The sequence below is a fragment of the Pseudomonas ovata genome (assembly GCF_003131185.1).
Classification (GTDB): domain Bacteria; phylum Pseudomonadota; class Gammaproteobacteria; order Pseudomonadales; family Pseudomonadaceae; genus Aquipseudomonas; species Aquipseudomonas ovata.
The window spans coordinates 32,999-56,009 of the sequence record NZ_QFFU01000007.1 but is presented as its reverse complement, the minus strand read 5'-3'; the positions used below and the strand labels follow the sequence as shown (position 1 = coordinate 56,009).

The 23,011-nt window shown below is 62.1% G+C and carries 21 protein-coding genes and 1 pseudogene; 10 read left to right on the top strand and 12 right to left on the bottom strand.

Features of this window, described 5'->3' with window-relative positions; genetic code table 11:
• Window positions 1–31: 31 nt before the first annotated feature.
• The 6 genes from DGA31_RS11920 to acnA all read right to left on the bottom strand — a co-directional run bounded on the left by DGA31_RS11920 (window position 32) and on the right by acnA (window position 8,260).
• Window positions 32–706, bottom strand: coding sequence for a hypothetical protein (locus tag DGA31_RS11920; protein WP_152035025.1), 675 nt, complete (start codon window positions 704–706; stop codon window positions 32–34).
• A gap of 54 nt (window positions 707–760) precedes the next feature.
• Entirely contained in the window at window positions 761–1,402 is a 642-nt protein-coding gene (locus DGA31_RS29605; protein ID WP_152035024.1) for a hypothetical protein, read from the bottom strand.
• Between the two features lie 405 nt (window positions 1,403–1,807).
• Window positions 1,808–2,452 carry a hypothetical protein gene (locus DGA31_RS29600; protein ID WP_152035023.1) on the bottom strand — a complete coding sequence of 215 codons (645 nt, stop codon included), beginning with the start codon at window positions 2,450–2,452 and terminating at the stop codon, window positions 1,808–1,810.
• 459 nt (window positions 2,453–2,911) lie between these two features.
• Window positions 2,912–4,477, bottom strand: a complete 1,566-nt coding sequence (locus DGA31_RS11900; RefSeq protein WP_109512661.1) for a methyl-accepting chemotaxis protein — start codon at window positions 4,475–4,477, stop codon at window positions 2,912–2,914.
• A gap of 102 nt (window positions 4,478–4,579) precedes the next feature.
• Window positions 4,580–5,413: a CPBP family intramembrane glutamic endopeptidase gene (locus tag DGA31_RS11895; protein WP_109512660.1), complete on the bottom strand. Its 834-nt coding sequence runs from the start codon at window positions 5,411–5,413 to the stop codon at window positions 4,580–4,582.
• 102 nt (window positions 5,414–5,515) lie between these two features.
• On the bottom strand, window positions 5,516–8,260 hold the full coding sequence (gene acnA, locus DGA31_RS11890; protein ID WP_109512659.1) for an aconitate hydratase AcnA: 2,745 nt from the start codon (window positions 8,258–8,260) through the stop codon (window positions 5,516–5,518).
• Between the two features lie 202 nt (window positions 8,261–8,462).
• Between acnA and rlmM the strand changes: the two genes are divergently transcribed.
• From rlmM to pdxB, 3 genes are all read left to right on the top strand, one after another.
• Window positions 8,463–9,527: a 23S rRNA (cytidine(2498)-2'-O)-methyltransferase RlmM gene (gene rlmM, locus DGA31_RS11885; protein ID WP_056840261.1), complete on the top strand. Its 1,065-nt coding sequence runs from the start codon at window positions 8,463–8,465 to the stop codon at window positions 9,525–9,527.
• A gap of 51 nt (window positions 9,528–9,578) precedes the next feature.
• On the top strand, window positions 9,579–9,833 hold the full coding sequence (tusA, locus tag DGA31_RS11880) for a sulfurtransferase TusA (RefSeq protein WP_109512658.1): 255 nt from the start codon (window positions 9,579–9,581) through the stop codon (window positions 9,831–9,833).
• 62 nt (window positions 9,834–9,895) lie between these two features.
• Window positions 9,896–11,041 carry a 4-phosphoerythronate dehydrogenase PdxB gene (gene pdxB, locus DGA31_RS11875; RefSeq protein ID WP_109512657.1) on the top strand — a complete coding sequence of 382 codons (1,146 nt, stop codon included), beginning with the start codon at window positions 9,896–9,898 and terminating at the stop codon, window positions 11,039–11,041.
• Window positions 11,042–11,050: 9 nt separating this feature from the next.
• Here the strand turns inward: pdxB and DGA31_RS11870 are convergent, their stop codons facing one another.
• Window positions 11,051–11,596, bottom strand: coding sequence for a cysteine hydrolase family protein (locus DGA31_RS11870; protein ID WP_109512656.1), 546 nt, complete (start codon window positions 11,594–11,596; stop codon window positions 11,051–11,053).
• Between the two features lie 247 nt (window positions 11,597–11,843).
• On the opposite strand from DGA31_RS11870, the gene DGA31_RS11865 reads away from it, so the two are divergent.
• Entirely contained in the window at window positions 11,844–12,812 is a 969-nt protein-coding gene (locus tag DGA31_RS11865) for a GlxA family transcriptional regulator (protein WP_109512655.1), read from the top strand.
• Between the two features lie 61 nt (window positions 12,813–12,873).
• Here the strand turns inward: DGA31_RS11865 and DGA31_RS29990 are convergent, their stop codons facing one another.
• Window positions 12,874–13,050 carry a PA1571 family protein gene (locus tag DGA31_RS29990; RefSeq protein ID WP_056840256.1) on the bottom strand — a complete coding sequence of 59 codons (177 nt, stop codon included), beginning with the start codon at window positions 13,048–13,050 and terminating at the stop codon, window positions 12,874–12,876.
• 246 nt (window positions 13,051–13,296) lie between these two features.
• Between DGA31_RS29990 and DGA31_RS11860 the strand changes: the two genes are divergently transcribed.
• Window positions 13,297–15,063 (top strand): ABC transporter transmembrane domain-containing protein, encoded by a 1,767-nt coding sequence (locus DGA31_RS11860; RefSeq protein WP_109512654.1) that lies wholly within the window; start codon window positions 13,297–13,299, stop codon window positions 15,061–15,063.
• 53 nt (window positions 15,064–15,116) lie between these two features.
• Here the strand turns inward: DGA31_RS11860 and ppnP are convergent, their stop codons facing one another.
• Window positions 15,117–15,398, bottom strand: coding sequence for a pyrimidine/purine nucleoside phosphorylase (gene ppnP / locus DGA31_RS11855; protein WP_056840254.1), 282 nt, complete (start codon window positions 15,396–15,398; stop codon window positions 15,117–15,119).
• 89 nt (window positions 15,399–15,487) lie between these two features.
• On the bottom strand, window positions 15,488–16,030 hold the full coding sequence (locus DGA31_RS11850) for a 3'-5' exonuclease (RefSeq protein ID WP_109512810.1): 543 nt from the start codon (window positions 16,028–16,030) through the stop codon (window positions 15,488–15,490).
• Between the two features lie 195 nt (window positions 16,031–16,225).
• On the opposite strand from DGA31_RS11850, the gene DGA31_RS11845 reads away from it, so the two are divergent.
• On the top strand, window positions 16,226–17,077 hold the full coding sequence (locus DGA31_RS11845; RefSeq protein ID WP_109512653.1) for a substrate-binding periplasmic protein: 852 nt from the start codon (window positions 16,226–16,228) through the stop codon (window positions 17,075–17,077).
• A gap of 25 nt (window positions 17,078–17,102) precedes the next feature.
• On the opposite strand, the gene DGA31_RS11840 is transcribed toward DGA31_RS11845, so the two are convergent.
• A complete protein-coding gene (locus DGA31_RS11840; protein WP_082481693.1) occupies window positions 17,103–17,270 on the bottom strand; it encodes a DUF2897 family protein in 168 nt (55 codons plus the stop codon).
• A 200-nt stretch (window positions 17,271–17,470) separates the two neighbouring features.
• On the opposite strand from DGA31_RS11840, the gene pyrF reads away from it, so the two are divergent.
• The 4 genes and pseudogenes from pyrF (at window position 17,471) to DGA31_RS30700 (ending at window position 21,545) form a co-directional block, all read left to right on the top strand.
• On the top strand, window positions 17,471–18,169 hold the full coding sequence (gene pyrF / locus DGA31_RS11835) for an orotidine-5'-phosphate decarboxylase (protein ID WP_056840252.1): 699 nt from the start codon (window positions 17,471–17,473) through the stop codon (window positions 18,167–18,169).
• Window positions 18,170–18,467: 298 nt separating this feature from the next.
• A complete protein-coding gene (locus DGA31_RS11830) occupies window positions 18,468–19,394 on the top strand; it encodes a S66 peptidase family protein (protein ID WP_109512652.1) in 927 nt (308 codons plus the stop codon).
• A gap of 189 nt (window positions 19,395–19,583) precedes the next feature.
• A pseudogene (locus DGA31_RS30705) lies at window positions 19,584–20,684 on the top strand (HAMP domain-containing protein); the annotation flags it as partial.
• Window positions 20,664–21,545, top strand: a complete 882-nt coding sequence (locus DGA31_RS30700) for a methyl-accepting chemotaxis protein (RefSeq protein WP_421957964.1) — start codon at window positions 20,664–20,666, stop codon at window positions 21,543–21,545. The pseudogene DGA31_RS30705 and the gene DGA31_RS30700, both read left to right, overlap by 21 nt.
• A gap of 186 nt (window positions 21,546–21,731) precedes the next feature.
• Here the strand turns inward: DGA31_RS30700 and DGA31_RS11820 are convergent, their stop codons facing one another.
• Entirely contained in the window at window positions 21,732–22,925 is a 1,194-nt protein-coding gene (locus DGA31_RS11820) for a benzoate/H(+) symporter BenE family transporter (RefSeq protein ID WP_109512650.1), read from the bottom strand.
• Between the last annotated feature and the right edge of the window lie 86 nt (window positions 22,926–23,011).

Below are 23,011 nucleotides of genomic sequence, written 5' to 3'. Positions count from 1 at the left end.
CAAAAGAGTGCGGGAGTCTATAAGGCTGTATTCAAGTGAGTGTAGGAATATTCTCGAACTTCGCTGTAAGCCTTGCAGGCCGGGCCAGTCGCGACTGATTACCGGCACGGTCAGTGACGTGATAGGTGAATTCGATTTCGGCACTGTTCAGGCCTTGCAGAAACTCTCGGCTGAAGTCGATCTGCATCGGCCGGGTATTCAGGTCGTCATGGCTGACCCTGTGTGCAGGGCCTTGAGTCCCATTGCACAGCGTCTGCACCGTGTCACCCTCGGCCATGTCGGCATAGCCCGGCACCTGGGCTGTCAGTACGTCGCCGAAATTGATGCCCAGGAACATCAAGGGTGCCAGCAGCGTGGCGCCAGGAGCGGCTCGATCCACTTTGATCTGCACGGACGGCGCGTCCGTATGTTGCAGGCTTTTGTCATTGGTGGCCCGATAACCAAAAGCGTAGGTGCCATCATGCTCAAGGTGCTCAATCGCAAGCTCCAGGGTCATGACATCGCCGGGATGTTCTTGCTCGGTCTTGGCACGCCGCTCATCTACTAGCTGGCCATTCAATATCAACTGAACGAAGTAGCCTGTTTGCATGTGTTCCCAAATTACAATGTCTACCTTCAAAGGTTTATCCAATGCTGCGACGGGTAATAGTCCGTCAGGAAATGCGGTTGCCGGGACAAGCGGTGAGGGGAGTTCAAAGGTTTTCATATACTGTTCTCTTGGTTTTTAAGTGGTCAGTAAGTGCATTGGAAATGCCTGTTATTAAACCGTCAGGTTCACAGGCCAGGCCAGTCGGGACTGATTGCCGGCGCGGTCAGTGACGTGATAGGTGAGTTCGATTTCGGCACTGTTCAGGCTTTGCAGAAATTCGCGGCTGAAGTCGATTTTCATCAGCTGGGTGTTAAGATCGTCGCTGCTGGTAATGTAGGTGGGACCTGATAAACCGTTGCAAATGGTCTGCAGCGTATCGCCCACGGCCATGCCCGCATAACCGGGTATATGCGCGCTGAAGGGTTCATGAGTGTTTGAAAAGATCAGAGGCGCCAGAAGCGCAGCGCCTGGGGCAGTACGGTCGATTCGGATAGTGGTTGCAGGAGAGTATTCAGGCACCCCACCAGGAAATCTGATCGTACTGTAAGCTACCGTATGCACGCCCTCGACATCGAGTAATGCCAAGGGAATAGTTAGGGTCAGTAAGCCTTCAGGAACAGGATGAGGAAGTGCAGCTCGCTTTCCCACCGATAAGCCGTTGAAGACAAGCTGATAAGCGTCGGTGGGTTGTGCATATTTCCATACGGGAAACTGCACGATCACATCATCTTTCAGATCCGATAGCTTGATAAGACCGTCTGCTTCTGCGACAGGAATGACAGGGGGGGTGAAAAAGTGATGAGTGAGTTTCATGTGCTGCTCCTTATGTGATATCAAATCCATATGACTTAATTTGCTAATTGAGTAGGTTTGAATTTAGGCCCTGCTTGTCTGGCCTGATTTCGAACTAATCGTCTTGTCAGTCACCTGTCAACCCGGTTGAGTGAAATTGCACCCTGTTTAACAAGTTTTAGGAAATGTCCTGCAGATGCCAGGATTTGTTTTTATGGAAATGTAGGAATTGCCCGCGTGCTCAACGTCGGTTCATTAGATTTTGTACGAAAAGCCATGCGGTTAGAGTGGCTGCCATGACTCGTTGAAGACCCGCATGACTGAAGTGGCGGTACGTTTTATCGGATACCAGGATCTGTTGCCGTTTCACCACGGCTCGTGCTGAAATTGCTACAGACCTTGGTAAGCGGAATAAAAGGCTTTTTCTTACATCGCCAAGTTCACAGGCTGGGCCAGTCGCGACTGGTTGCCGGCACGGTCAGTGACGTGATAGGTAAATTCGATCTGGGCACTGGCCAGGCTTCGCAAAAACTCACGGCTGAAGTCGATTTGCATCAACCGGGTACTCAGATCATCATTGTTAATGATGTGCACAGGGCCAGGCACGCCATTGCAAAAGCTCTGGAGCGTATCGCCTGCGGCCATGCCGGCATAGCCTGGGATATGCGCGGTGAGTGTGTCTTGAGTGTGTGGAAAGATGAGGGGCGCCAGAAGAGCGGCACCTGGGGCGGTGCGGTCGATTCGGATAATTGTTGCAGGCGAGTCAAATACATCGCCGCCTGGGTAAGAGGTTACTCGATAGGCAATACGATGATTGCCCTCTGATTGCAGGAGTGCCAAAGGGATTGTAAGACTGATCAAGGCTCCCGGTACTGGATCAGTAAAGTGAGTGAGGGGGCCTATGGCCAGGCCATTAAATGCAAGCTGATAAGCATCATAAGGTTCCAGACCTTCCCACATAAAAAAGTGCATGCCCAGATCTTGCGTCAGATCAGAAAGTTTGATTAGGCCGTCTGCTTCTGCTGCGGGTATGACAGGGGCTTTAATGTTAGGGTTGCTGGCAGTTCTCATATCTTTTTCTCATGAAATCTCAAATCAACATGACCTGAGTTACGAATTAAGTAGGTGTGAAGTCAGGCCCTGTGTCGCTGGCCTGATTTCGAACTAATCGCCTCGTCAGTCACCTGTCAACCCGCCTGAGTGAAACAGCACCCTCTTTGAAAACATTTGGGAAATGTCCTGCAAGCACCGGGGTTTGTTTTTTTATGGCGATGTAGGAACGGCCTGCATTCTTGAAGGCCATTCATTAAACCTGCGCAATAAAAAACCCCACCAGGCGTACACCTGAGGGGGTCTTTTACAACCGTAGAGCCTACCGGGCACCTCTAAAAACTACCTGCGTTGCCATCGCTGCGTTAAAAACAGGCTCAAAATGCTCATTTACAACTCGTAAAGTCGGCCGCGACTCCGACCGTTTTTCGCCTGTTTTTGCCTTACGCTGACTGCCTCGCCTACGTTTTTAGAGGCACCCTACCGGTTGAACCGTTCCACCAACGAATACTGCGAATGCGCAGTATGGGTCAGTTCGGCACTGAGAACGGCCGAGCGCTGGGCGCCGTCGGAGGTCTGGTCGGCCAGGTCGGCGATATTGGAGATGTTGCGGCTGATCTCGTCGGCCACCGAGCTTTGTTGTTCGGTGGCGGCGGCGATCTGGGTGGCCATGTCGGTGATATTGGCCACGGCCTCGCTGATGCCTACCAATGCCTGGTCGGCTTCCAGCACGCGGGCCACGCCTTCTTCGGCCTGGCGGTGGCCGCTGTTCATGGTTTGCACGGCGTTGTTGGCGGTCTGTTGCAGCTTGGCGATCAGGCCATGGATTTGTCCGGTGGACTCGGTGGTGCGCTGGGCCAGCTGGCGCACTTCGTCGGCCACCACCGCAAAGCCGCGACCCATTTCGCCGGCGCGTGCCGCTTCGATGGCGGCGTTGAGGGCCAGCAGGTTGGTCTGGTCGGCAATGCCCTTGATCACATCGACCACACCACCGATTTCGTCGCTGTCCCTGGCCAGTTGGGTCACGGTCAGGCCGGTTTCGCCGACGGCGGTGGACAGGCGCTGGATCGCCTCGCGGGTTTCGCCGGCGATGTCACGGCCCCGCCGGGTCAGGTCATTGGCCTGCTGCGTGGCAGTGGCGGTGCTTTGCACATGGCTGGCCACTTGCTGGGTGGTGGCGGCCATCTGGTTGATGGCGGCGGCGACCTGTTCGGTCTCGACGCGCTGGCGTTCCAGGCCCGCGGAGCTGGCGTTGGCCAGGGCATTGGATTGCTCGGCCTGCAGGTTCAGGTGCTCGGCGGTGTCCTGCAAGCGGGTCAGGCAGGTTTTCAGACGGGCATCCTGGCTGAGGATCGACATTTCCAGACGCGCCTGCGGGCCGCGGCTGTCGGTGTACATCTGCGCGATCAGCGGGTCGGAAGTGGTCTGTTCGGCCAGGCGCAGCAGGCGCTTAATGCCCCGTTGCTGCCAGCCCAGGCCGATCAGGCCCAGCGGCACCGACAGGGCGGCGGCAAGGATAAAGCCCCACCAGGAGTTGAGCAGCACGCCGATCACGAAGCCGATCTGGCTGATCAGGATGAAGGGCACCCAGTCCTGCAGCACCGGCAGCCACTTGTCACGACCCGGTACGGCGGACTTGCCGGCGTTGAGGCGTGCATACAACGCCTGGGCGCGGCGGATCTGCTCGGCGGTCGGCTTGACGCGCACCGATTCGTAGCCGATCACCTTGCCGTTTTCCAGGATCGGCGTCACATAAGCATTGACCCAGTAGTGGTCGCCGTTCTTGCAGCGGTTCTTGACGATCCCCATCCAGGGCTGGCCGGTCTTGAGCGTGGCCCACATGTGCTCGAACACCGCGGGCGGCACGTCGGGGTGGCGCACCAGATTGTGTGAAGACTTGAGCAGTTCCAGCTGGCTGAAGCCGCTGATCTGCTCGAAGGCGTCGTTGCAGTAGGTAATCACGCCTTTGGTATCGGTGGTGGAGATCAACCGTTGTTGGGCTGCAAATGTCCGCTCACGCTGCGTGATGGGCTGATTGTTACGCATGGGTATTCGATCCTTCGATCCAATAAGGCTTTGGCGAGTTATCGGCACCCCCTGCAGAAAATTGAGGCGTCGATCATGCAAATGCTTGCCAGGGGTCAGTATTCACCGTTCCAGCATCGGGTAGGCGAAGAGCGTGAAATGCACAAGGTTGAGGCAAAAGTGCGCACTCACCGCCGCCCATAGTCCTCCGTAACGCCAGGCAATGCCATAGCCGATGCCCGCCAGCATGGCCAGTATTGTCCAGGCCCAGCCGCCGCCGACATGCGTCAGGCCGAACAGCACCGCTACCCCCACAATGGGCAACAGGGCAGCAGCCGACCCAGGCCGTGTAAAAACGACTGCGCTTGGCCAGCGCCGGGTGCAGGATTGCAGTGCACGCTGCAAGGCGCCTTGCAGGTAGCCGCGAAACAACAGCTCTTCGGTCAGGCAGACCAGCAGCAGGTTATTGAGCAACCATAAAAGGCTATAGGGTGGCCATTTGGGCGCCCAGGTCGTGACGCCCGTGACGCAGGCCAGCAGCAGGCACAGGCCGGTGATTGCCAGCGCCGCCCACAAGGCTACTTTCAGCGTGCGGCGCGCATCGACCGGCTGCCAGATCCACGGGCAGGCCAGCAGGATCCAGAAGCCGATCAAGGGCTTGTCCAGGTTCCAGTAGGTGGTGAAGGGAAACGCTTGCGGGCTGGAGCGGTTCATGGCCATGAGCGGCGCATTGTCGAAACCGGGCAGCCAGTGCAATGCCAGGCCCAGCCCGGTGGCGATGAACACGGCATGCCCGGCGCCGCGCAGGGCAGCGGGGTGCGTGGATCGAACCGCAAACGCGGCGAGACACAGGATCAACAGGACGCCCAGGACCGGTGGTTCAAGCCCACCATGGGACAGGGCCAGGCTGTAACCCAGGCCCAGCAGGATCAGTGCCGTCCAGCGCGATGCGATCATATGAACCACCCGAATAAAAGCGGGCGATTCTAGCCACACGCGGCGTTGGGTCAACAGCTGGGAAAAGGCTCGTTACCACTTGGTGATAACGAGCCCTTGGACTCAGGCAGCGATCAGCTGACGCAGTACGTAATGCAGAATGCCGCCGGCCTTGAAGTACTCCACCTCATTGAGGGTGTCGATGCGGCACAGCAGTTCGAGAGTTTCCCGGCGGCCGTCCTCGAAGGCGATGTCCAGTTGCAGGTTCATGCCGGGGCGCAGTTCGGCCTCGGTCAGGCCGCTGATGGCCAGGGTTTCGCGACCGGTCAGGCCCAGGCTCTTGCGCGTGTGTGGCGCCTTGAACTGCAACGGCAGCACGCCCATGCCCACCAGGTTGGAGCGGTGGATGCGCTCGAAGCTCTCGGCAATCACCGCCTTGACTCCCAGCAGGTTGGTGCCCTTGGCCGCCCAGTCGCGGCTGGAGCCGGTGCCGTATTCCTGCCCGGCCACGATCACCAGTGGCGTGCCTTCCTGTTGGTAGCGCATGGCAGCATCGAAGATTGGCAGCTTTTCGCCTGTGGGCACATGCAGGGTGTAGCCGCCTTCTTCGCCGCCGAGCATTTCGTTGCGAATGCGGATATTGGCGAAGGTGCCGCGCATCATCACTTCGTGGTTGCCGCGCCGCGAACCGTAGGAGTTGAAATCCCTGGGCTCGACACCTTGCTCACGCAAGTAGCGACCTGCCGGGCTGTCGGTCTTGATATTGCCGGCCGGGGAGATGTGGTCGGTGGTCACCGAGTCGCCCAGCAGCGCCAGGATACGCGCGTCGCGCACGTCCTCGACGACCGGCAGGGGGCCGGCGATGTCTTCGAAGAATGGCGGATGCTGGATGTAAGTGGAGTCGGCCTGCCACACATACGTGGCCGCCTGTGGCACTTCGATCGCCTGCCACTGCGCGTCGCCTTCGAACACCTGGGCGTATTCCTTGTGGAACATGGCGGTGTCGACCTTTTGCACGGCCTCGGCGATTTCCTGCTGGCTGGGCCAGATGTCGCGCAGGTACACCGGTTGCCCGTCGCTGCCCTGGCCCAAGGGTTCGCGGCTGATGTCGATGCGCACGTTGCCGGCCAGGGCGTAGGCCACCACCAGCGGCGGTGAGGCCAGCCAGTTGGTCTTGACCAGTGGATGCACGCGGCCCTCGAAATTGCGGTTGCCGGACAACACCGAAGCCACGGTCAGGTCCGATTGCTGGATGGCTTTCTCGATAGGCTCCAGCAGCGGGCCGGAGTTGCCGATGCAGGTGGTGCAGCCATAGCCCACCAGGTCAAAGCCCAACTGGTCGAGGTACGGGGTCAGGCCGGCGGCTGCGTAGTAGTCGGTCACCACCTTGGAGCCGGGTGCCAGCGAACTCTTGACCCACGGCTTGCGCTGCAGGCCTTTCTCGACGGCCTTCTTGGCCAGCAGGCCGGCGGCCATCATCACGCTGGGGTTGGAGGTGTTGGTGCAGGAGGTGATGGCGGCGATGACCACCGCGCCGTTGTTCAAGTGATAGCGCTGGCCGTTGTATTCATAAGCGATACCATCGGTCACTTGTTCGGCATTGCCGACCGCCACGCCACCGCCGCCTTCGCTTTCCAGGCGGCCTTCCTCGACCTTGGCCGGCTTGAGTTGCAGGCCCAGGAAGTCATCGAAGGCCTGCGCCACCGCAGGCAGTGGCACGCGGTCTTGCGGGCGCTTGGGGCCGGCGAGGCTGGCTTGCACTTCGCCCATGTCCAGCGCCAGGGTGTCGGTGAAAGCAGGTTCCTGGCCGGGCTGGCGCCACAGGCCCTGGGCCTTGCAATAGGCCTCGACCAACTCGACGGTTGCGGCAGGGCGCCCCGACAGGCGCAGGTAGTCCAGGGTGACGTCATCGACCGGGAAAAAGCCGCAGGTGGCGCCGTATTCCGGGGCCATGTTGGCAATGGTGGCGCGGTCGGCCAACGGCAGGTCGGCCAGGCCGTCGCCATAGAATTCGACGAACTTGCCGACCACGCCTTTCTTGCGCAGCATCTGGGTGACGGTCAGCACCAGGTCGGTGGCGGTGATGCCTTCCTTGAGCTTGCCGGTCAGCTTGAAGCCGATCACCTCCGGAATCAGCATCGACACCGGCTGGCCGAGCATGGCGGCCTCGGCCTCGATGCCGCCCACGCCCCAGCCCAGCACGCCCAGGCCATTGATCATGGTGGTGTGCGAGTCGGTGCCCACCAGGGTGTCGGGGAACGCATAGGTGTGGCCGTCTTCTTCTTTGGTCCACACGGTGCGGCCCAGGTACTCCAGGTTGACCTGGTGGCAGATGCCGGTGCCCGGCGGCACCACGCTGAAATTGTCGAAGGCGCTCTGGCCCCAGCGCAGGAACGCATACCGTTCACCGTTGCGCTGCATCTCGATGTCGACGTTCTGCTCGAAGGCGCCGTCGGAAGCGTAATGGTCGACCATCACCGAATGGTCGATCACCAGGTCCACCGGCGACAGCGGATTGATACGCTGCGGGTCGCCGCCGGCCTTGGCGACGGCGGCGCGCATGGCGGCCAGGTCGACCACGGCGGGTACGCCGGTAAAGTCCTGCATCAGGACGCGGGCCGGTCGGTACTGGATCTCGCGGTCCGAGCGGCGTTCTTTCAGCCAGTCGGCCAGTGCCTTGAAATCATCGCCGCTGACGGTCTTGTCATCTTCCCAGCGCAGCAGGTTTTCCAGCAGCACCTTGAGCGACATCGGCAGGCGGTCCAGGTCACCCAGGGTGCGGGCGGCTTCGGGCAAGCTGAAGTAATGGTAGGTCTTGTCTTGGATCGCCAGGGTTTTCCGGCTTTTCAGGCTATCGAGGGAGGGCATTGGAGGCTCCTTGAACAGTAGGCAGGCGTCCTGGCCGAAGGGCGTTCGTTGACGTCCTTGTGAGCATCAGGACCTGAGCGGCGGCGCAACACGGTCAGTGCGCCAATTCCCGTACTGAGGGTGTGGACCCTTGAGCTGCATCAGAGGTTCCGGTTTGGGCTATCATGCGCGGCTTTGATTGCCACAGGCCCTGGAGCCGTCCATGAATACGCTGTTTATGCATTGCCGGCCCGGCTTTGAAGGCGAGGTCTGCTCGGAAATAGCCGACATCGCCGCCCGCCTGAACGTGGCCGGTTATGCCAGGGCCAAGGCCGACACCGCCTGCGCCGAGTTCATCTGCCTTGAACAAGGCGGCGCCCAGCGCCTGATGCAAGGCCAGCGTTTTGACCGCCTGATCTTCCCGCGCCAGTGGGCACGGGGCGAATTTGTCGAACTGCCGGAAACCGACCGTATCAGCGTATTGCTCGAACACCTGAACGCGTTTCCGGTGTGTGGCAGCCTGTGGCTGGAAGTGCTCGACACCAATGATGGCAAGGAGCTTTCAACTTTTTGCCGCAAGTTCGAGGTGCCGCTGCGCAAGGCCTTGCTCAAGGCCGGCAAGCTGCGTGAAGACCCCGCGCTGCCGCGTTTGCTGCTGACCTTCAAGAGTGGCCGCGAGGTCTTTCTGGGCCTGGCCGAGGCCGATAACAATGCGATGTGGCCGATGGGCATCCCGCGCCTGAAGTTCCCCCGCGAGGCACCCAGCCGTTCGACCCTCAAGCTTGAGGAGGCCTGGCATCACTTTATCCCGCGCGACCAGTGGGACGAGCGTCTGTCCGGCGACATGACCGGCGTCGACCTGGGCGCCGCACCCGGTGGCTGGACCTACCAGCTGGTGCGTCGCGGTATGCTGGTGACCGCCATCGACAATGGCCCGATGGCCGAAAGCCTGATGGACACCGGCCTGGTGCAGCACCTGATGACCGACGGATTCACCTGGAAGCCGCGCCAGACCGTGGACTGGATGGTCTGCGACATCGTCGAAAAGCCGGCACGCAATGCCGCCTTGCTGGAAACCTGGCTGGGCGAGGGCTTGTGCCGCGAGGCAGTGGTCAACCTCAAGCTGCCGATGAAACAACGCTACGCTGAAGTGCGCCGCCTGCTGGAGCGCATCGAGGACGGCTTCAAGGCCCGCGGCGTCAAGGTGTCCATCGGCTGCAAGCAGTTGTACCACGACCGTGAAGAGGTCACTTGCCATCTGCGTCGCCTGGATCTGCGCAAGGCTTGACCTGCCCTCAGACGAGGCGCCACACCGCTCACCTGTTTTTCGGAGTAAACGATGCCTGACCCGATCGAAACCCCCACCGCCGATGCCATCCTCGATGCCACCGGCCTGAATTGCCCGGAACCTGTAATGATGCTGCACCAGAAAGTCCGTGACCTGGCCGCTGGCGGTTTGCTCAAGGTGATCGCCACCGATCCCTCGACCCGCCGCGACATTCCCAAGTTCTGCGTATTTCTGGGCCATGAGCTGGTGGACCAGCAGGTCGAAGGCAGCACGTTTCTGTACTGGATTCGCAAGAAGGCTGATTGACAGGCCCGGCCACCTGCCTGAAGGCCTGTTCCCGTTCCCACGTCGTACCCACGGAGTCACCCATGCACATCGTTGCTGACGAAAACATTCCGCTGCTCGACGCATTCTTTGCCGGGCTGGGCACGATCCGCCGCCTGCCGGGCCGCGCCATTGACCGGGAGGCCGTGGCCGATGCCGATATCCTGCTGGTGCGCTCGGTGACCCCGGTCGACCGCGCCCTGCTCGAAGGCAGCCCGGTGCGCTTTGTCGGCACCTGCACCATCGGCACCGATCACCTGGACCTCGACTACTTCAGCGAGGCCGGTATCCAGTGGTCCAGCGCGCCGGGCTGCAATGCCCGGGGCGTGGTCGACTACGTGCTGGGCAGCCTGCTGACCCTGGCCGAAATCGAAGGCGTCGAGTTGCCCCGGCGCACTTATGGCGTGGTCGGGGCCGGGCAGGTCGGGGGGCGCTTGATCGAGGTGCTGCGTGGCCTGGGCTGGAACGTGCTGGTGTGTGATCCGCCGCGCCAGCAGGCCGAGGGCGGCGACTATGTGAGCCTGGACGAGATCATCCAGCGTTGCGATGTGATCAGCCTGCACACGCCGCTGGACCGGGCCGGCGCCCACCCCAGCTGGCACCTGTTCGACCGCCCGCGCCTGGAGCGCCTGCGCCCGGGCACCTGGCTGATCAACGCCAGCCGGGGCGCGGTGGTCGACAATCAGGCACTGTACGAGGTGATGCTTGACCGCGAGGACTTGCAGGCGGTGCTGGATGTCTGGGAGGGCGAGCCGCAGGTTCATGTGCCGCTGGCCGAGCTGTGCACCCTGGCGACCCCGCACATTGCCGGCTACAGCCTCGACGGCCGCCAGCGTGGCACGGCGCAGATCTACCAGGCGTTGTGCACCTTTCTGCAACAGCCGGCCAGCATCCAGTTGCAGGACCTGCTGCCGCGCCAATGGCTGGCGCATGTCGGCCTGGACCGCGAGGCCGACCCGGCCTGGGCCCTGGCCATGCTGTGCCGCGGTGTCTATGACCCGCGCCGCGATGACGCCGACTTTCGCCGCACCCTGGAAGGTGACACCGACAGCCAGCGCCAGGCGTTCGACGCCTTGCGCAAACACTACCCGCCGCGCCGCGAAATCGATGCACTGAAGGTCAGGCTCGAAGGCGAAGGCACCCAGGCGCTGGCGCAGGTGGTGCAGGCGCTGGGTGCCCGATTGGTGTGACGCCTGGCCTCAGGCCTTGAGGTGGTCATCCACCGATTTGACCGTGCCGTAGCCGAACTCGAAGGCCGCCATCATGGCGGCATGCACATGGGCAGCCGGCACGGTCACGTCGTTGAACGTCAGGTCGAGCGTGGCGCAGGCATCGTGCAGCACAGTCACCGGGTAGCCCATGTCGGCGGCGGCCCGCACGATGGCATCGATGCACATGTGGCTCATGGCGCCGACCACCACCAGGCTTTCGACACCCTGTGCGTGCAGTTGCTGTGCAAGGTCCGTTTCACGAAAGGCATTGATGTGGTGCTTGACGATCACCGGCTCGTCGCCGACCGGCGCCACGCCAGGCTGAATCTGCACGCCGTCGGAGCCTTTGACGAACAGCGGCGCCTCATCATCGACAAATTCATGCTGGATATGAAACACCGGCACGCCCGTTTCCCGTGCGTGGGCAATCACGCGTGCCGCCTTGGCTGCCGCGGCTTCTATGCCCGACAACGGCAGCTTGCCGGTGGGCAGGTATTCGTTTTGCAGATCCACAACGATAAGGCCCTGTTGCATGTTTGAGGCTCCTGATGAATGAGCAGCATAGAAAGTAGTGCTCGTGGGCTGGCCTGCCAGACCAAGAGTGCACGACGGGCAATCTCAAGGCCGCAGGCTGTTCGAAGTGCCTATTGTTGTGGGATATGCAGATCGACAACAGTGGCCTGAATGACATATATCGATGTAATCGGGCCATACAGGGTTTGACCCATACGCTGCCAGGCGATAGGTTCGGGCCACGATTGGATGATCCGGAGTGCCGCCCATGCCTGCCGTTCGCGTTGCCGTGCTTGCCTATGACGGTGTGAGCCTGTTTCACCTGTCCATTCCCGGCATCGTGCTCGGGGCGGTCGAGCTGACTCCCGGCGTGGCCCACTACGAGGTGATGTACTGTGCCGAGACGCCGGGCAGGGTGGTGAGCGACCAGGATGTCGGCATCGATGTCGCGCATGGGCTTGAGCTGATGCAAACCTGTGAGGTGATCATCATTCCGGCCTGGAGCGACCCCGACGTAGCGGCTTCAGCAGCGTTGGTGCAGGCGCTGCAGCAGGCGAACGCGCAGGGCAGGCTGATCGTCGGCCTGTGCCTGGGCGCCTTCGTGCTGGGTGATGCCGGCCTGCTCGACGACAAGGAAGCCACCACGCACTGGATCGCCCGCGATGCTTTTGCCCGGCGCTTCCCCAAGGCCCGTTTTCGGCCGGAGGTGCTCTATGTCAATGCCGGCAACATCATGACCTCGGCCGGCACCGTGGCCGCCATCGACTGCTGCCTGCACCTGATTCGCCAGCGCCACGGTGCCGATGCCGCCAATCGCACCGCCAGGCTGCTGGTGACGCCGGCGCACCGGCCGGGCGGCCAGGCCCAGTATGTGGAGCAGCCGGTGCCTGAACTGGCGTCCGAAACGCGCTTGTCCGAGGTGCTGGCCTGGGCCCGCGCCAACCTGTCCGGTCCGCTGTCGCTTGATGACCTGGCCGGGGTGGCGCGCATGAGCCGGCGCACCTTCACGCGCCGGTTTCGCGAGGCCACAGGCAGTACCGTGTCGCGCTGGGTGAGTGCCGAGCGCGTGGCACGGGCGCAACAGTTGCTGGAAACCACGGACCTGTCGGTCGAATGCATTGCTCAGGAGGCCGGGTTTGGTACGTCGCTGTCCTTGCGCCAGCAGTTGCGTGCACACCTGGGCACTTCGCCGTCCGATTATCGGCGGATGTTTTTCCGCGACAGGCACGCGCGCTGAGCCTTCGTCTGGCGCATAAAAAACCCGACACAAGGGCCGGGTCATAAGCTTGGGTATAGCATCAGTCTTCTTTGTCGGGTGTTACCCAGTGCTTGTCGCATTCCTGGCAGGCGGCCTGCACCATGGCTTCGGTGATCAGGACCTCGCGGCCGTGCTCGTCGACAATTGCGCCACCCACGGGAAGGCTGGGGGTGGCCCGAATGACCTCAACTTGATTGCCGCTGGTTTGCAAGCTCATGGTCTTTCTCCTTCATCAGATGTCGCAGTCAAGGTAATCACGCTTGATGAACGCGCCGTGACGCCGCGATCATTCAAGTGCGGTAGTGCAGCAGAACAGGCTGTAAACATCCAGTGCCTGCTTAGACCGATCGGTTCCGGTGTCTCTGCAATGTCGTCATAACCACGTAGGGTGGCTGACGCAGGTGCGCAAGTGCCAGTAGTCTAGCCTTGCCTTATATGTGATACGACAGATGGAATTGAGTTCATGGTTTTTGCGTTTTCCGGTGATTCGCGTCAGGCCCTGAGCCTGGCCTGGCGTTTTATTTCACCTTACCGCTGGCGCATTGGCGCCGCCTTGCTGGCCCTGGTGGTGACCGCCGGCATCACCTTGTTCATGGGCCAGGGCATCAAACTGGTGGTCGATCAAGGATTCATGACCCGCTCGACCGAATCGCTCAACGAGTCGATTGTGCTGTTCGTGTGCCTGATCCTGGGCCTGGCCGGCGGGACGTTCGTGCGCTCCTACCTGGTGTCATGGACCGGTGAGCGTGTGGTGGCCGACGTGCGCAAGGCGGTTTTCAACCATCTGGTCGATTTGCACCCCGGCTTTTATGAATCCAACCGCGGTTCGGAGATCCAGTCGCGGCTCACCGCCGACACAGCCTTGCTGCAATCGGTGATCGGCGCCTCACTGTCAATGTTCCTGCGCAGCGCGTTGATGGTCATCGGTGGCATCGTGCTGCTGTTCATCACCAACCCGCGCCTGACCAGCATTGTCGTGGCCTTCCTGCCGCTGGTGCTGGCGCCGATCGTGATCTTCGGCCGCCGGGTACGGCGCCTGTCGCGGCAGAATCAGGACCGGGTTGCCGAGGTCGGCAGCTACGTGGCCGAGGCCCTGGGGCAGATCAAGACCGTGCAGGCCTACAATCACCAGCCGCAGGACCGCGAGCGCTTTGCCGGCACGGTCGAGCAGGCTTTCGAGGCTGCCCGCCGGCATATCCTGCAACGCGCCTTGCTGTTCACTCTGGTGATCGGCCTGGTGCTGGGGGCCGTGGCGGTGATGCTGTGGGTCGGCGGCATGGATGTCATTCACGGACGCATCACCAGCGGCGAACTGGCCGCCTTTGTGTTCTACGCACTGATTGTCGGCACCTCGTTCGGCACCATCAGCGAGGTGATCGGCGAACTGCAGCGGGCTGCCGGCGCCGCACAGCGCATTGGCGAATTGCTGCAGGCACGCAATGAGATACAAGCACCGCTGACGGTCACCGACCGTTTGCCGGCGCGGGTCAGTGGTCGCCTGGCGCTTGAAAATATTGGCTTTGCCTATCCTTCACGGCCGGAGCGCAAGGTGCTTGACGCGCTGAGCCTGACCATCGAGGCTGGCGAGACCCTGGCCCTGGTCGGGCCTTCCGGGGCGGGCAAATCCACGCTGTTCGACCTGTTGCTGCGTTTCTATGACCCGCAGCACGGCGAGATTCGCATCGAGGGCGTACCGCTCAAGCAGCTTGATCCACACGAGTTGCGCCGTTGCTTTGCACTGGTATCACAGAACCCTGCGCTTTTTTTTGGCAGTATCGAGGACAACCTTCGCTACGGCAGGCCCCAGGCCAGCGACGAGCAGGTCGAGGCGGCTGCGCGTATTGCGCATGCGCATGAATTCATCCAGCAGATGAAAAACGGCTATCGCACGCATCTGGGGGAGGGTGGGCTGGGCTTGTCCGGCGGTCAACGGCAACGCCTGGCGATTGCCCGGGCCTTGCTGGTCGATGCACCGATCCTGCTGTTGGACGAGGCCACCAGTGCGCTGGATGCGCAAAGCGAGCACCTGATTCAACAGGCCCTGCCGAGCCTGATGAAGGACCGCACCACGTTGGTGATCGCGCACCGCCTGGCCACCGTGCAGAACGCCGATCGCATTGCGGTGATCGATCAGGGGCGCCTGGTGGCCGTGGGCACGCATCGGCAACTGATCGCCAGCAACCCGCTGTATGCACGGCTGGCGGCGTTGCAGTTCAATGCCGAGGTGTGACGGATGCGCGAACCGTAGCAGTCGGTTCGCGGTTCAGCTTGCCGCTCGAGGCCTTAACGGTATTCGCACAGGTAGGCGGTGTCGACGCTGACTTTCAACTGGAACTTGCTGTTGGCCGGTACGTTGAAGCGGCTGCCAGTGGCAAAGGTCTGCCAGTCGCTGCTGTCAGGCAGCTTGACGACCAGTTCACCGGAAATGACGTGCATGATTTCGGCCTGGGCGGTGCCGAACTCATATTCGCCTGCGGCCATCACACCGATGGTGGCCTGGCCTTCGGCCTGGCTGAAGGCGATGGATTTGACGGTGCCGTCGAAATACTCGTTGACCTTGAACATGGCGGATCCTTGAAGAATGGCTGGAAAAGGGCGGCCAGTATGCCCAACCCGATTCTTTACGTCATCCGCTGCAAAGGTCTTGCAGGGCGCTAGTTAGGCAGGATCAGTGGCATCAGCCTGGCCGTATTGCGCGCATCGACCAGAGCGCGGTGCTGCTGGCCGCTGAACTGCATGCCGGCCAGTTGCAAGGCGCTGTTGAGGCCCACCGGGCGGTGCAGTTGCCGGGCCTGGGCAAAACGCTGCTTGAGGTTGACATAGGGCAGTTGCTGCAAGGCGCTGCTCAACTTGTGGTTACGCCATTCTTCCTGCAATTGCTTGTGGTCGTAGTCGCCCCAACTGGCCCAGCCCACGACGCGGGCCCGGTGGTGACCCAGCCAGCGTTCGAATTGCAGCCAGACAGCGGGCAGCAAGGCCGCGCTGTCAATGTCGCCCTGGCTGATGTGAGTCAGCTCGCGGCAGAAGTGCGTCAGCAGCGGCCTTCTGACCGGGCGAACGAAACGCTCGAAGTGATCCAGTTCGCGTCCATCCTGATTGACCAGGGTGGCACCGATTTCGATGATTTCCATTTCTGCGACCGGCCAACCTCCTTCCTCGGTGGTGGCTTCCAGGTCGATCACCAGCCAATGCGGCATGTTCAAGCTCCCATCCATCGGTTCTATACGCAACAGGTGCGTCCAGCGTAGCCAGATTCGCGTCTGTGTGCGCAGGTATGTGTTACATCGACTCTCAAGCGTATCAAAGGTGCTGCCACTGGCCGTCACCGATGTAGCCGGAGTTGTCTAACCGGTCAAAACCGCATAGCGTGTACAGTTTTCCACGCGCCTTGAATCATGAAGCCTCTACGCTCGTTTCTTGCTGTTCTGGCGCTGGCCCTGGCGACCTTGTTGCCGGCCGGCGTGCAGGTTGAGGCTGCGCAGGTCGTGCGCATCGGTGCCGTGCATTTTCCGCCTTATGTCGTGCGGCCGGAAAATGGCCAGGGCCAGGATCTGCTCGCTGAACTGGTGGCCGCGTTGAATCGCCGCCAGCAGGCTTATACGTTCGTCGTGGTGCCGGCTTCGGTCACCCGGCGTTACCGCGATCTTGCCCAAGGGCGGGTCGACATGGTGGTTTTCGAGAATCCACAGTGGGACTGGCAGGGCATTGCCCATGTCAGCGTCGACATGGGCCTTGAGGACACTGAGGTGTTCGTGGCCCGGCGGGTACCGGGCCGGCAGCAGGATTATTTTGCCAACCTGAGCGACAAGCACCTGGCGTTGTTCAGCGGCTACCACTACGGATTTGCGCGTTACAACGCCGACCCCGGCTATCTGACGTCCACGTTCAATGCAACACTGACCTATTCGCACGAGAGCAATCTGCTGATGGTGGCGCGTGGGCGGGTGGACATTGCGCCCGTCACTCGTTCGTTTCTTAACGATGCACAGGTGCGCCATATTCTTGCGGCCGATCAGTTACTGGTGTCCGAGCGTGTGGATCAGGTGTACCGGCACTTTGCGTTGATACGCCCGGGCGGCGCGATAACCGCCGAGGCGTTCTCCGGGTTGCTGCGCGAGGTGCGCGACAGCGGTGAAATGGCCAGGATTTTCGAGCCCTACGGCATTCGCGTGGTGATAGAACCCCGCGCCCTGCCGGTCGAGGTGCCTATGGGCAACAAGGCTCGGGTGACCGTCAAGCCCTGAGCGAGGCGGCGATGCCCAGGCGGCGTCAGCGATCCTTGGCCTCCTTGGCATCCATTTCGGCGTTGCGCTCGCGCACGCGTTTGAGTTGATCTTCGGTCAGTGGCAGTTTTTGCGCCGTGTCGCGCAACAACATGAGCCCGCCAACGATCGAGCCGATTGCAACGATCAGAATTAACCAGGCATACCAGGGCATAACGCGCACTCCTTCTTGTTCATGTCGGTTTGAGCCATTGCGGTGTCCGATGGTTCCCAGTGTAGGCTGGCCTTGCGTTTTGCATGACAGCCTTGAAGGCGGCAGATCCCCGACAATGGCAAAAGCTGATCATCGGGTCCCGTCGCCGCTGATGTTCGGCTACAATACGCGCCGATTTCGACCAGCCTGAGAACCCGCTAATGTCCGCCTGCCAGACCCCAGTCATCGTTGCCCTGGATTTTCCGACCCGTGACGCCGCCCTCAAGCTGGCCGATCAGCTCGATCCCAAGCTGTGCCGGGTCAAGGTCGGCAAGGAGCTGTTCACCAGCAGCGCATCGGGCATCGTCGAAACCCTGCGCGAACGCGGCTTCGAGGTGTTCCTGGACCTGAAATTCCACGACATTCCCAACACCACCGCCATGGCGGTCAAGGCCGCCGCCGAGATGGGCGTGTGGATGGTCAACGTGCATTGCTCCGGTGGCCTGCGCATGATGCAGGCCTGTCGTGAAGTGCTCGACCAGCGCAGCGGCCCGCAGCCCTTGCTGATCGGTGTCACCGTGCTGACCAGCATGGCACGTGAAGACCTGGCCGGCATTGGCCTGGACATCGAGCCGCAAGAGCAGGTGCTGCGCCTGGCCGGCCTGGCACAGCAGGCCGGCCTGGATGGCCTGGTGTGTTCGGCCCAGGAAGCCCGTGCGCTCAAGGCCGCGCACCCGGCCTTGCAACTGGTGACGCCCGGCATTCGCCCGGCCGGCAGTGCGCTGGACGATCAGCGCCGCATCCTGACCCCGCGCCAGGCGCTGGAAGCCGGCTCCGACTACCTGGTCATCGGCCGCCCGATCAGCCAGGCCGCCGATCCGGCCCAGGCGCTGCAAGCGGTGGTCGCCGAACTGGCTTGAGGCCAATTAGGCTGTCCCCGACCGCTGCAACCCGGTAGGAGCCCGCTTGCCGGCGACCGAGTGCGCAAGCGCTCGCAGAAGTTGATTGAACGCCACTATTTTTACAAGCTGCGCAGCAGTCGTAAATTTGCAGCGCTCCGAGATTTCTGCGAGCGCTTCGCACTCGGCCGTTCCTGCAACGTAAGGACGCCTGACAGACCAATGAGCCTTTTCCCTTCAGTTCCGCCGAGAAAGCTGACTTGAGCGGGCAGGCCCGGCTGCTTTAGATTGACGGCTCATTGATTGTTCGGATGGACCCATGTCGATTCCAACGCTGTATCCGCAAGCGCTTCGTCCCGGCGATGCCGTGGCCCTGGTATCGCCGGCCGGCCCGGTGCAGGCCCAGAGAATCGAGGCCGCCGCCGCTGTGCTCGAAGGCTGGGGGCTCAGGCCGCGTATCTACCCGCATGCGCTGGACCGGCATTCGTTCCATGCCGGCACCGATGCCAACCGTCTGGCCGACCTCAACCAGGCCCTGAACGACCCCGAGATTCGTGCCGTGATCTGCAACCGGGGCGGCTATGGCGTGCAGCGTATTCTGGCAGGCGTCGACCTGTCGGCCGTGCGCCGCGATCCGAAGTTGGTCAGTGGCTTCTCCGACATCACCGCCTTGCACGGATTGCTCTGGGCCCAGGCACGGCTGGCCTGTGTACATGGCCCGGTGGCCAATCAGATTGGCGACAGCCCGACACTCGCCGCCGGCCTGCGGCAGGCGCTGATGAGCACCGAGCCTGTGCAGCTCAAGGCGGATCCACGCGCCGGCACCGGCAGCGTGCGCACTGCCGGCAGCGCCCGGGGCCTGCTGCTGGGGGGCAACCTGAGCATGCTCAGCACCTGCATCGGCACCCCGTTCATGCCCGACTTGAGCGGCGCCATCCTGCTGCTCGAAGACGTTGGCGAAGCGGCCTATCGGGTCGATCGGCTCATGACCCACCTGGGCAACTGCGGCGTGCTGCAAGGGCTGGCCGGCGTGGCGCTTGGTGATTTCAGTGTGCCGGAGCAGGCTGCCGGCAGCATCACCCCGGCACAGGTGCTGCTCGAGCGGCTGGGCGAGCTGGGCATTCCGGTACTTGGCGGCTTGCCTGTCGGGCACGGCAGCGTCAATGTGGCCCTGCCGCTGGGCACCGAAGCGGTGCTGGATGCCGATGCTGGCACCTTATGGGTCAGTGCCGGCACCCGCGCCTGAACAGACCGTAATAAGGTGGCGAGCCATTTTCAGGGCCCGCCACCGGCCTGAAACATTCTGGAAACGACCTCCATATAGCTTATTGCTACTACTCCTGCATTCCCTGCTTGTATGGCTGCTTGTCCGTTGCGACCCTGCACGGATATTGAATGTTGCTGTAACACATCTTTCTAATGGGAACGGGATGCTATGAGGTCGACCGGATTCACTCATCTGGGGATGGCAAAAAAACTGGGCCTGGGTTTTGGCCTGGTGTTGCTGCTGACGGCACTGGTTGCGGGCATGGGCGTGTGGTCCCTGCAGCGCGTCAACCAGCATTTCGACGGGCTCAAGCAGATGTCAACGCTCAACAGCAGCCTGCTCGATGTGCGCCTGCTTGAGCAGGACTATGCCCTGCACAACGACCCCAAGGTCGCCGAACGCCTGCGGGTCGAGGTCGATGCACTCAATGCGCGTGCCGAGGCACTCGCGGCCGCGTTCCCGGCCAATGCGGTGGTGATGGGTCAGGTGCGTCAGTCGCTGGTCGACTATCGCCGCTCGTTCGATGCCTTTGTCGACATCAACCAGAGCAAGGACCTGGCGCTGGAAATGGCCAACTGGTCGGTCTCCAGCGTCGCCAACAACCTTGAAGTGCTGCAGAACGGCCTGGCCGACGATGGCGCCTGGACGCTCAAGGACACTCAGGGCAAGGAGGGTGCAGCGTTCATCGAGCAGGCCGGCAAGGTCAGCCAGGTCTCCCGCTTGATGCTGCAGGCCATGGACGAAGCCCGTGTGCGCCTGGACAAGAGCCGCCGCACCGGCGCGGGCGAGGAGGTGCGCACCGGCACCATCGAACAGGCCGAACAGGCCCGTGCCCTGGCCGACGAACTCAAGGGCGCGATCAGCGACCCCGGTTACCAGACAGTGATCAACGAGGTCAGTGGCCACATTGCCAATTTCAACGACCAGCTCAAGCAATACACCGACCTGCTGGCCCGGCAAGCCGAAGTGTCCGGGCAACTGGCCGCCAATGCCCGGCAGGTAATGGAGCAGGTGCGTCAGGTGTATGCCGCCGAAGACCAGTCGATGCAGGCACAGATCAATCTTGGCAGTTGGCAGATTCTCGCCGGCTCGGTGCTGGCATTGCTGGTCGGCCTGATGGCGGCCTGGCTGATTACCCGCCTGATCGTGGGGCCCCTGCGCCAGGTGATCGGCCAGGCACAGCGCATTGCTGCCGGCGATTTGAGCGGCAATCTCCAGGTAGAGCGCCGGGACGAGATCGGCCAGTTGATGCAGGCCATGCAGCAGATGAGCAGCGGCCTGAGCCGGATCGTCAGTGGCCTGCAGGCCGGGATTGAACAACTGGCCAGCTCGGCCCATGATTTGTCGACGGTGACTGAGCACACCAACCTGGAAGTCAACAGCCAGAAAGAAGAAACCGAGCAGGTGGCCACAGCCATGAACCAGATGACCGCCACTGTGCACGATGTAGCGCGCAATGCCGAACAGGCCGCGCTGGCGGCCCAAAGTGCCGATGAGAAAGTCGGCACCGGCCAGGCGGTGGTGCGCCAGAGCCTGCAGCGTATCGAGCAGTTGGCCAATGCCTCCTCGGCTGCCAGCCAGAGCATTGAAAACCTCAGCGCCCAGGTGCAGGACATCGATCAGGTATTGGGCGTGATCAAGAGTGTGGCTGAGCAGACCAACCTGCTGGCCCTCAACGCCGCCATCGAGGCGGCCCGCGCCGGCGAGCAGGGGCGTGGCTTTGCCGTGGTGGCCGATGAGGTCCGGGCCCTGGCGCGTCGTACCCAGCAGTCCACGGCCGAGATCGAGCAACTGGTGGCCAGCCTGCGCAACGGTGCGCGCGTGTCGGTGGAGCAGATCCAGAGCAGCAGCGAGCTGGTCAGGCTGGCCGTCAGTGATGCCCGCCAGACCGAAAGCGCTCTGGGCAGCATCGCCACGGCGGTCTCGACCATCGAGCAGATGAACCAGCAGATCGCGGCGGCCGCCGAACAGCAAAGCTCGGTGGCCGAAGAAATCAACCGCAGCGTCACCAGCATTCGCAGCAGTGCCGACCAGTCGGCCCTGGCGATGCAGGGCAACGCTACCTCAAGCGTTGAGCTCGCCGCCCTCGGTGCCCAGCTCAAGGGCATGGTCGGGCATTTCCGGTTGTAGACGATTACCCGCCGCCTTGGCGCCGCGCCAAGGCGGCACGCTGTCGCGGGCAGAGCGCGCTTGCCGGAATGCTGGACCACCGCCACCGCCACCGCCACCGCCACCGGCTGCGTTAGCAGTCGTAAATTTGTGGCGTTTCGCAGCTTTTGCGAGCGCTGCGCACTCGGTCGCGGGCAGAGCGCGCTCCTATCGTCCTCGGGCATTGAGGATCAGCAGTGTCAGCACGCCCGCCACGATCCCCCAGAACGCCGATCCTACCGAAAACAGCGTCAGGCCCGAGGCGGTAACCATAAAGGTGATCAGCGCCGCCTCCCGCTCGCCGGGTTCCTGCATGGCCACGGTCAGGCCGTTCATGATCGAGCCAAACAGCGCCAGCGCGGCAATCGACAGCACCAGCTCCTTGGGAAAGGCCGCGAACAGCGCCGCCAGGGTGGCGCCATACAGGCCGGCAACGGCGTAGAACACCCCGCACCAGATAGCAGCGGTATAGCGCTTGCTCTTGTCTTCATGCGCATGCGGGCCGGTACAGATCGCGGCGCTGATGGCCGCCAGGTTGATGCCGTGCGAACCAAAGGGTGCCGCCAGTAGCGAAACCAGGCCGGTCACGCTGATCAGGGGCGAGGAGGGCGTGTCGTAGCCGTCGGCCCGCAACACTGCCACTCCCGGCATGTTCTGCGAGGCCATGGCCACCACGAACAGCGGAATGCCGATGCTGATGGTCGCGGCCAGCGAGAAGCTCGGCGTGGTCCAGACCGGTGTGGCCAGTTCCAGCGCAAAGCCACTGAAGTTCAGCAGGCCCAGCACGGCAGACAGGCCGATGCCGACCAGCAAGGCGGCCAGTACGCAATAACGGGGCGAGATCCGCTTGATGATCAGGTAGGTGAAGAACATGCCCAGCACCAGGCCGGTGCGATGCTGGGCGGCAATGAAGATTTCGCTGCCGATCTTGAACAGGATGCCGGCCAGCAGGGCGGCGGCCAGCGATGCCGGCAGGCGGCGTACCAGGCGCTCGAAACTGCCGGTCAGGCCGCACAGGGTGACCATGACCGCGCAGGTGATAAAGGCGCCAATGGCCTCGGGGTAACTGACCCCGCCCAGGCTGGTGACCAACAGCGCCGCCCCCGGCGTCGACCAGGCCACGGTGATCGGCGTACGGTAGCGCAGCGACAGGCCGATGCTGCACAGCGCCATGCCCATGAACAAGGCCCACAACCACGAAGAAATCTGCCCACCGCTCAAACCGGCGGCTTGTCCTGCCTGAAACATCAGCACCAGCGAACTGGTGCAGCCGGTCATCATGGCAATGAAGCCGGCCACCACCGAGGACAGCGAAGAATCTGCCAACGGGCGCAGGGGCGTTTTCAGGGCGGTCTGGGGCATGCGGGGCTTTCCTTGCAACATACGAATGACGAAGGCGCCCAGCCTAAACCCGGCAGTTACACGGCGTTACGATACAGCGAAGGGCG

What these genes read in the sequence shown, in the direction of transcription:
- DGA31_RS11920 (WP_152035025.1), bottom strand. Translation starts at nt 706, where the DNA reads ATGAAAACCTTTGAACTCCCCTCACCGCTTGTCCCGGCAACCGCATTT.
- DGA31_RS29605 (WP_152035024.1), bottom strand. Translation starts at nt 1,402, where the DNA reads ATGAAACTCACTCATCACTTTTTCACCCCCCCTGTCATTCCTGTCGCA.
- DGA31_RS29600 (WP_152035023.1), bottom strand. Translation starts at nt 2,452, where the DNA reads ATGAGAACTGCCAGCAACCCTAACATTAAAGCCCCTGTCATACCCGCA.
- DGA31_RS11900 (WP_109512661.1), bottom strand. Translation starts at nt 4,477, where the DNA reads ATGCGTAACAATCAGCCCATCACGCAGCGTGAGCGGACATTTGCAGCC.
- DGA31_RS11895 (WP_109512660.1), bottom strand. Translation starts at nt 5,413, where the DNA reads ATGATCGCATCGCGCTGGACGGCACTGATCCTGCTGGGCCTGGGTTAC.
- acnA (WP_109512659.1), bottom strand. Translation starts at nt 8,260, where the DNA reads ATGCCCTCCCTCGATAGCCTGAAAAGCCGGAAAACCCTGGCGATCCAA.
- rlmM (WP_056840261.1), top strand. Translation starts at nt 8,463, where the DNA reads ATGAATACGCTGTTTATGCATTGCCGGCCCGGCTTTGAAGGCGAGGTC.
- tusA (WP_109512658.1), top strand. Translation starts at nt 9,579, where the DNA reads ATGCCTGACCCGATCGAAACCCCCACCGCCGATGCCATCCTCGATGCC.
- pdxB (WP_109512657.1), top strand. Translation starts at nt 9,896, where the DNA reads ATGCACATCGTTGCTGACGAAAACATTCCGCTGCTCGACGCATTCTTT.
- DGA31_RS11870 (WP_109512656.1), bottom strand. Translation starts at nt 11,596, where the DNA reads ATGCAACAGGGCCTTATCGTTGTGGATCTGCAAAACGAATACCTGCCC.
- DGA31_RS11865 (WP_109512655.1), top strand. Translation starts at nt 11,844, where the DNA reads ATGCCTGCCGTTCGCGTTGCCGTGCTTGCCTATGACGGTGTGAGCCTG.
- DGA31_RS29990 (WP_056840256.1), bottom strand. Translation starts at nt 13,050, where the DNA reads ATGAGCTTGCAAACCAGCGGCAATCAAGTTGAGGTCATTCGGGCCACC.
- DGA31_RS11860 (WP_109512654.1), top strand. Translation starts at nt 13,297, where the DNA reads ATGGTTTTTGCGTTTTCCGGTGATTCGCGTCAGGCCCTGAGCCTGGCC.
- ppnP (WP_056840254.1), bottom strand. Translation starts at nt 15,398, where the DNA reads ATGTTCAAGGTCAACGAGTATTTCGACGGCACCGTCAAATCCATCGCC.
- DGA31_RS11850 (WP_109512810.1), bottom strand. Translation starts at nt 16,030, where the DNA reads ATGCCGCATTGGCTGGTGATCGACCTGGAAGCCACCACCGAGGAAGGA.
- DGA31_RS11840 (WP_082481693.1), bottom strand. Translation starts at nt 17,270, where the DNA reads ATGCCCTGGTATGCCTGGTTAATTCTGATCGTTGCAATCGGCTCGATC.
- pyrF (WP_056840252.1), top strand. Translation starts at nt 17,471, where the DNA reads ATGTCCGCCTGCCAGACCCCAGTCATCGTTGCCCTGGATTTTCCGACC.
- DGA31_RS11830 (WP_109512652.1), top strand. Translation starts at nt 18,468, where the DNA reads ATGTCGATTCCAACGCTGTATCCGCAAGCGCTTCGTCCCGGCGATGCC.
- DGA31_RS30700 (WP_421957964.1), top strand. Translation starts at nt 20,664, where the DNA reads ATGCAGGCCATGCAGCAGATGAGCAGCGGCCTGAGCCGGATCGTCAGT.
- DGA31_RS11820 (WP_109512650.1), bottom strand. Translation starts at nt 22,925, where the DNA reads ATGCCCCAGACCGCCCTGAAAACGCCCCTGCGCCCGTTGGCAGATTCT.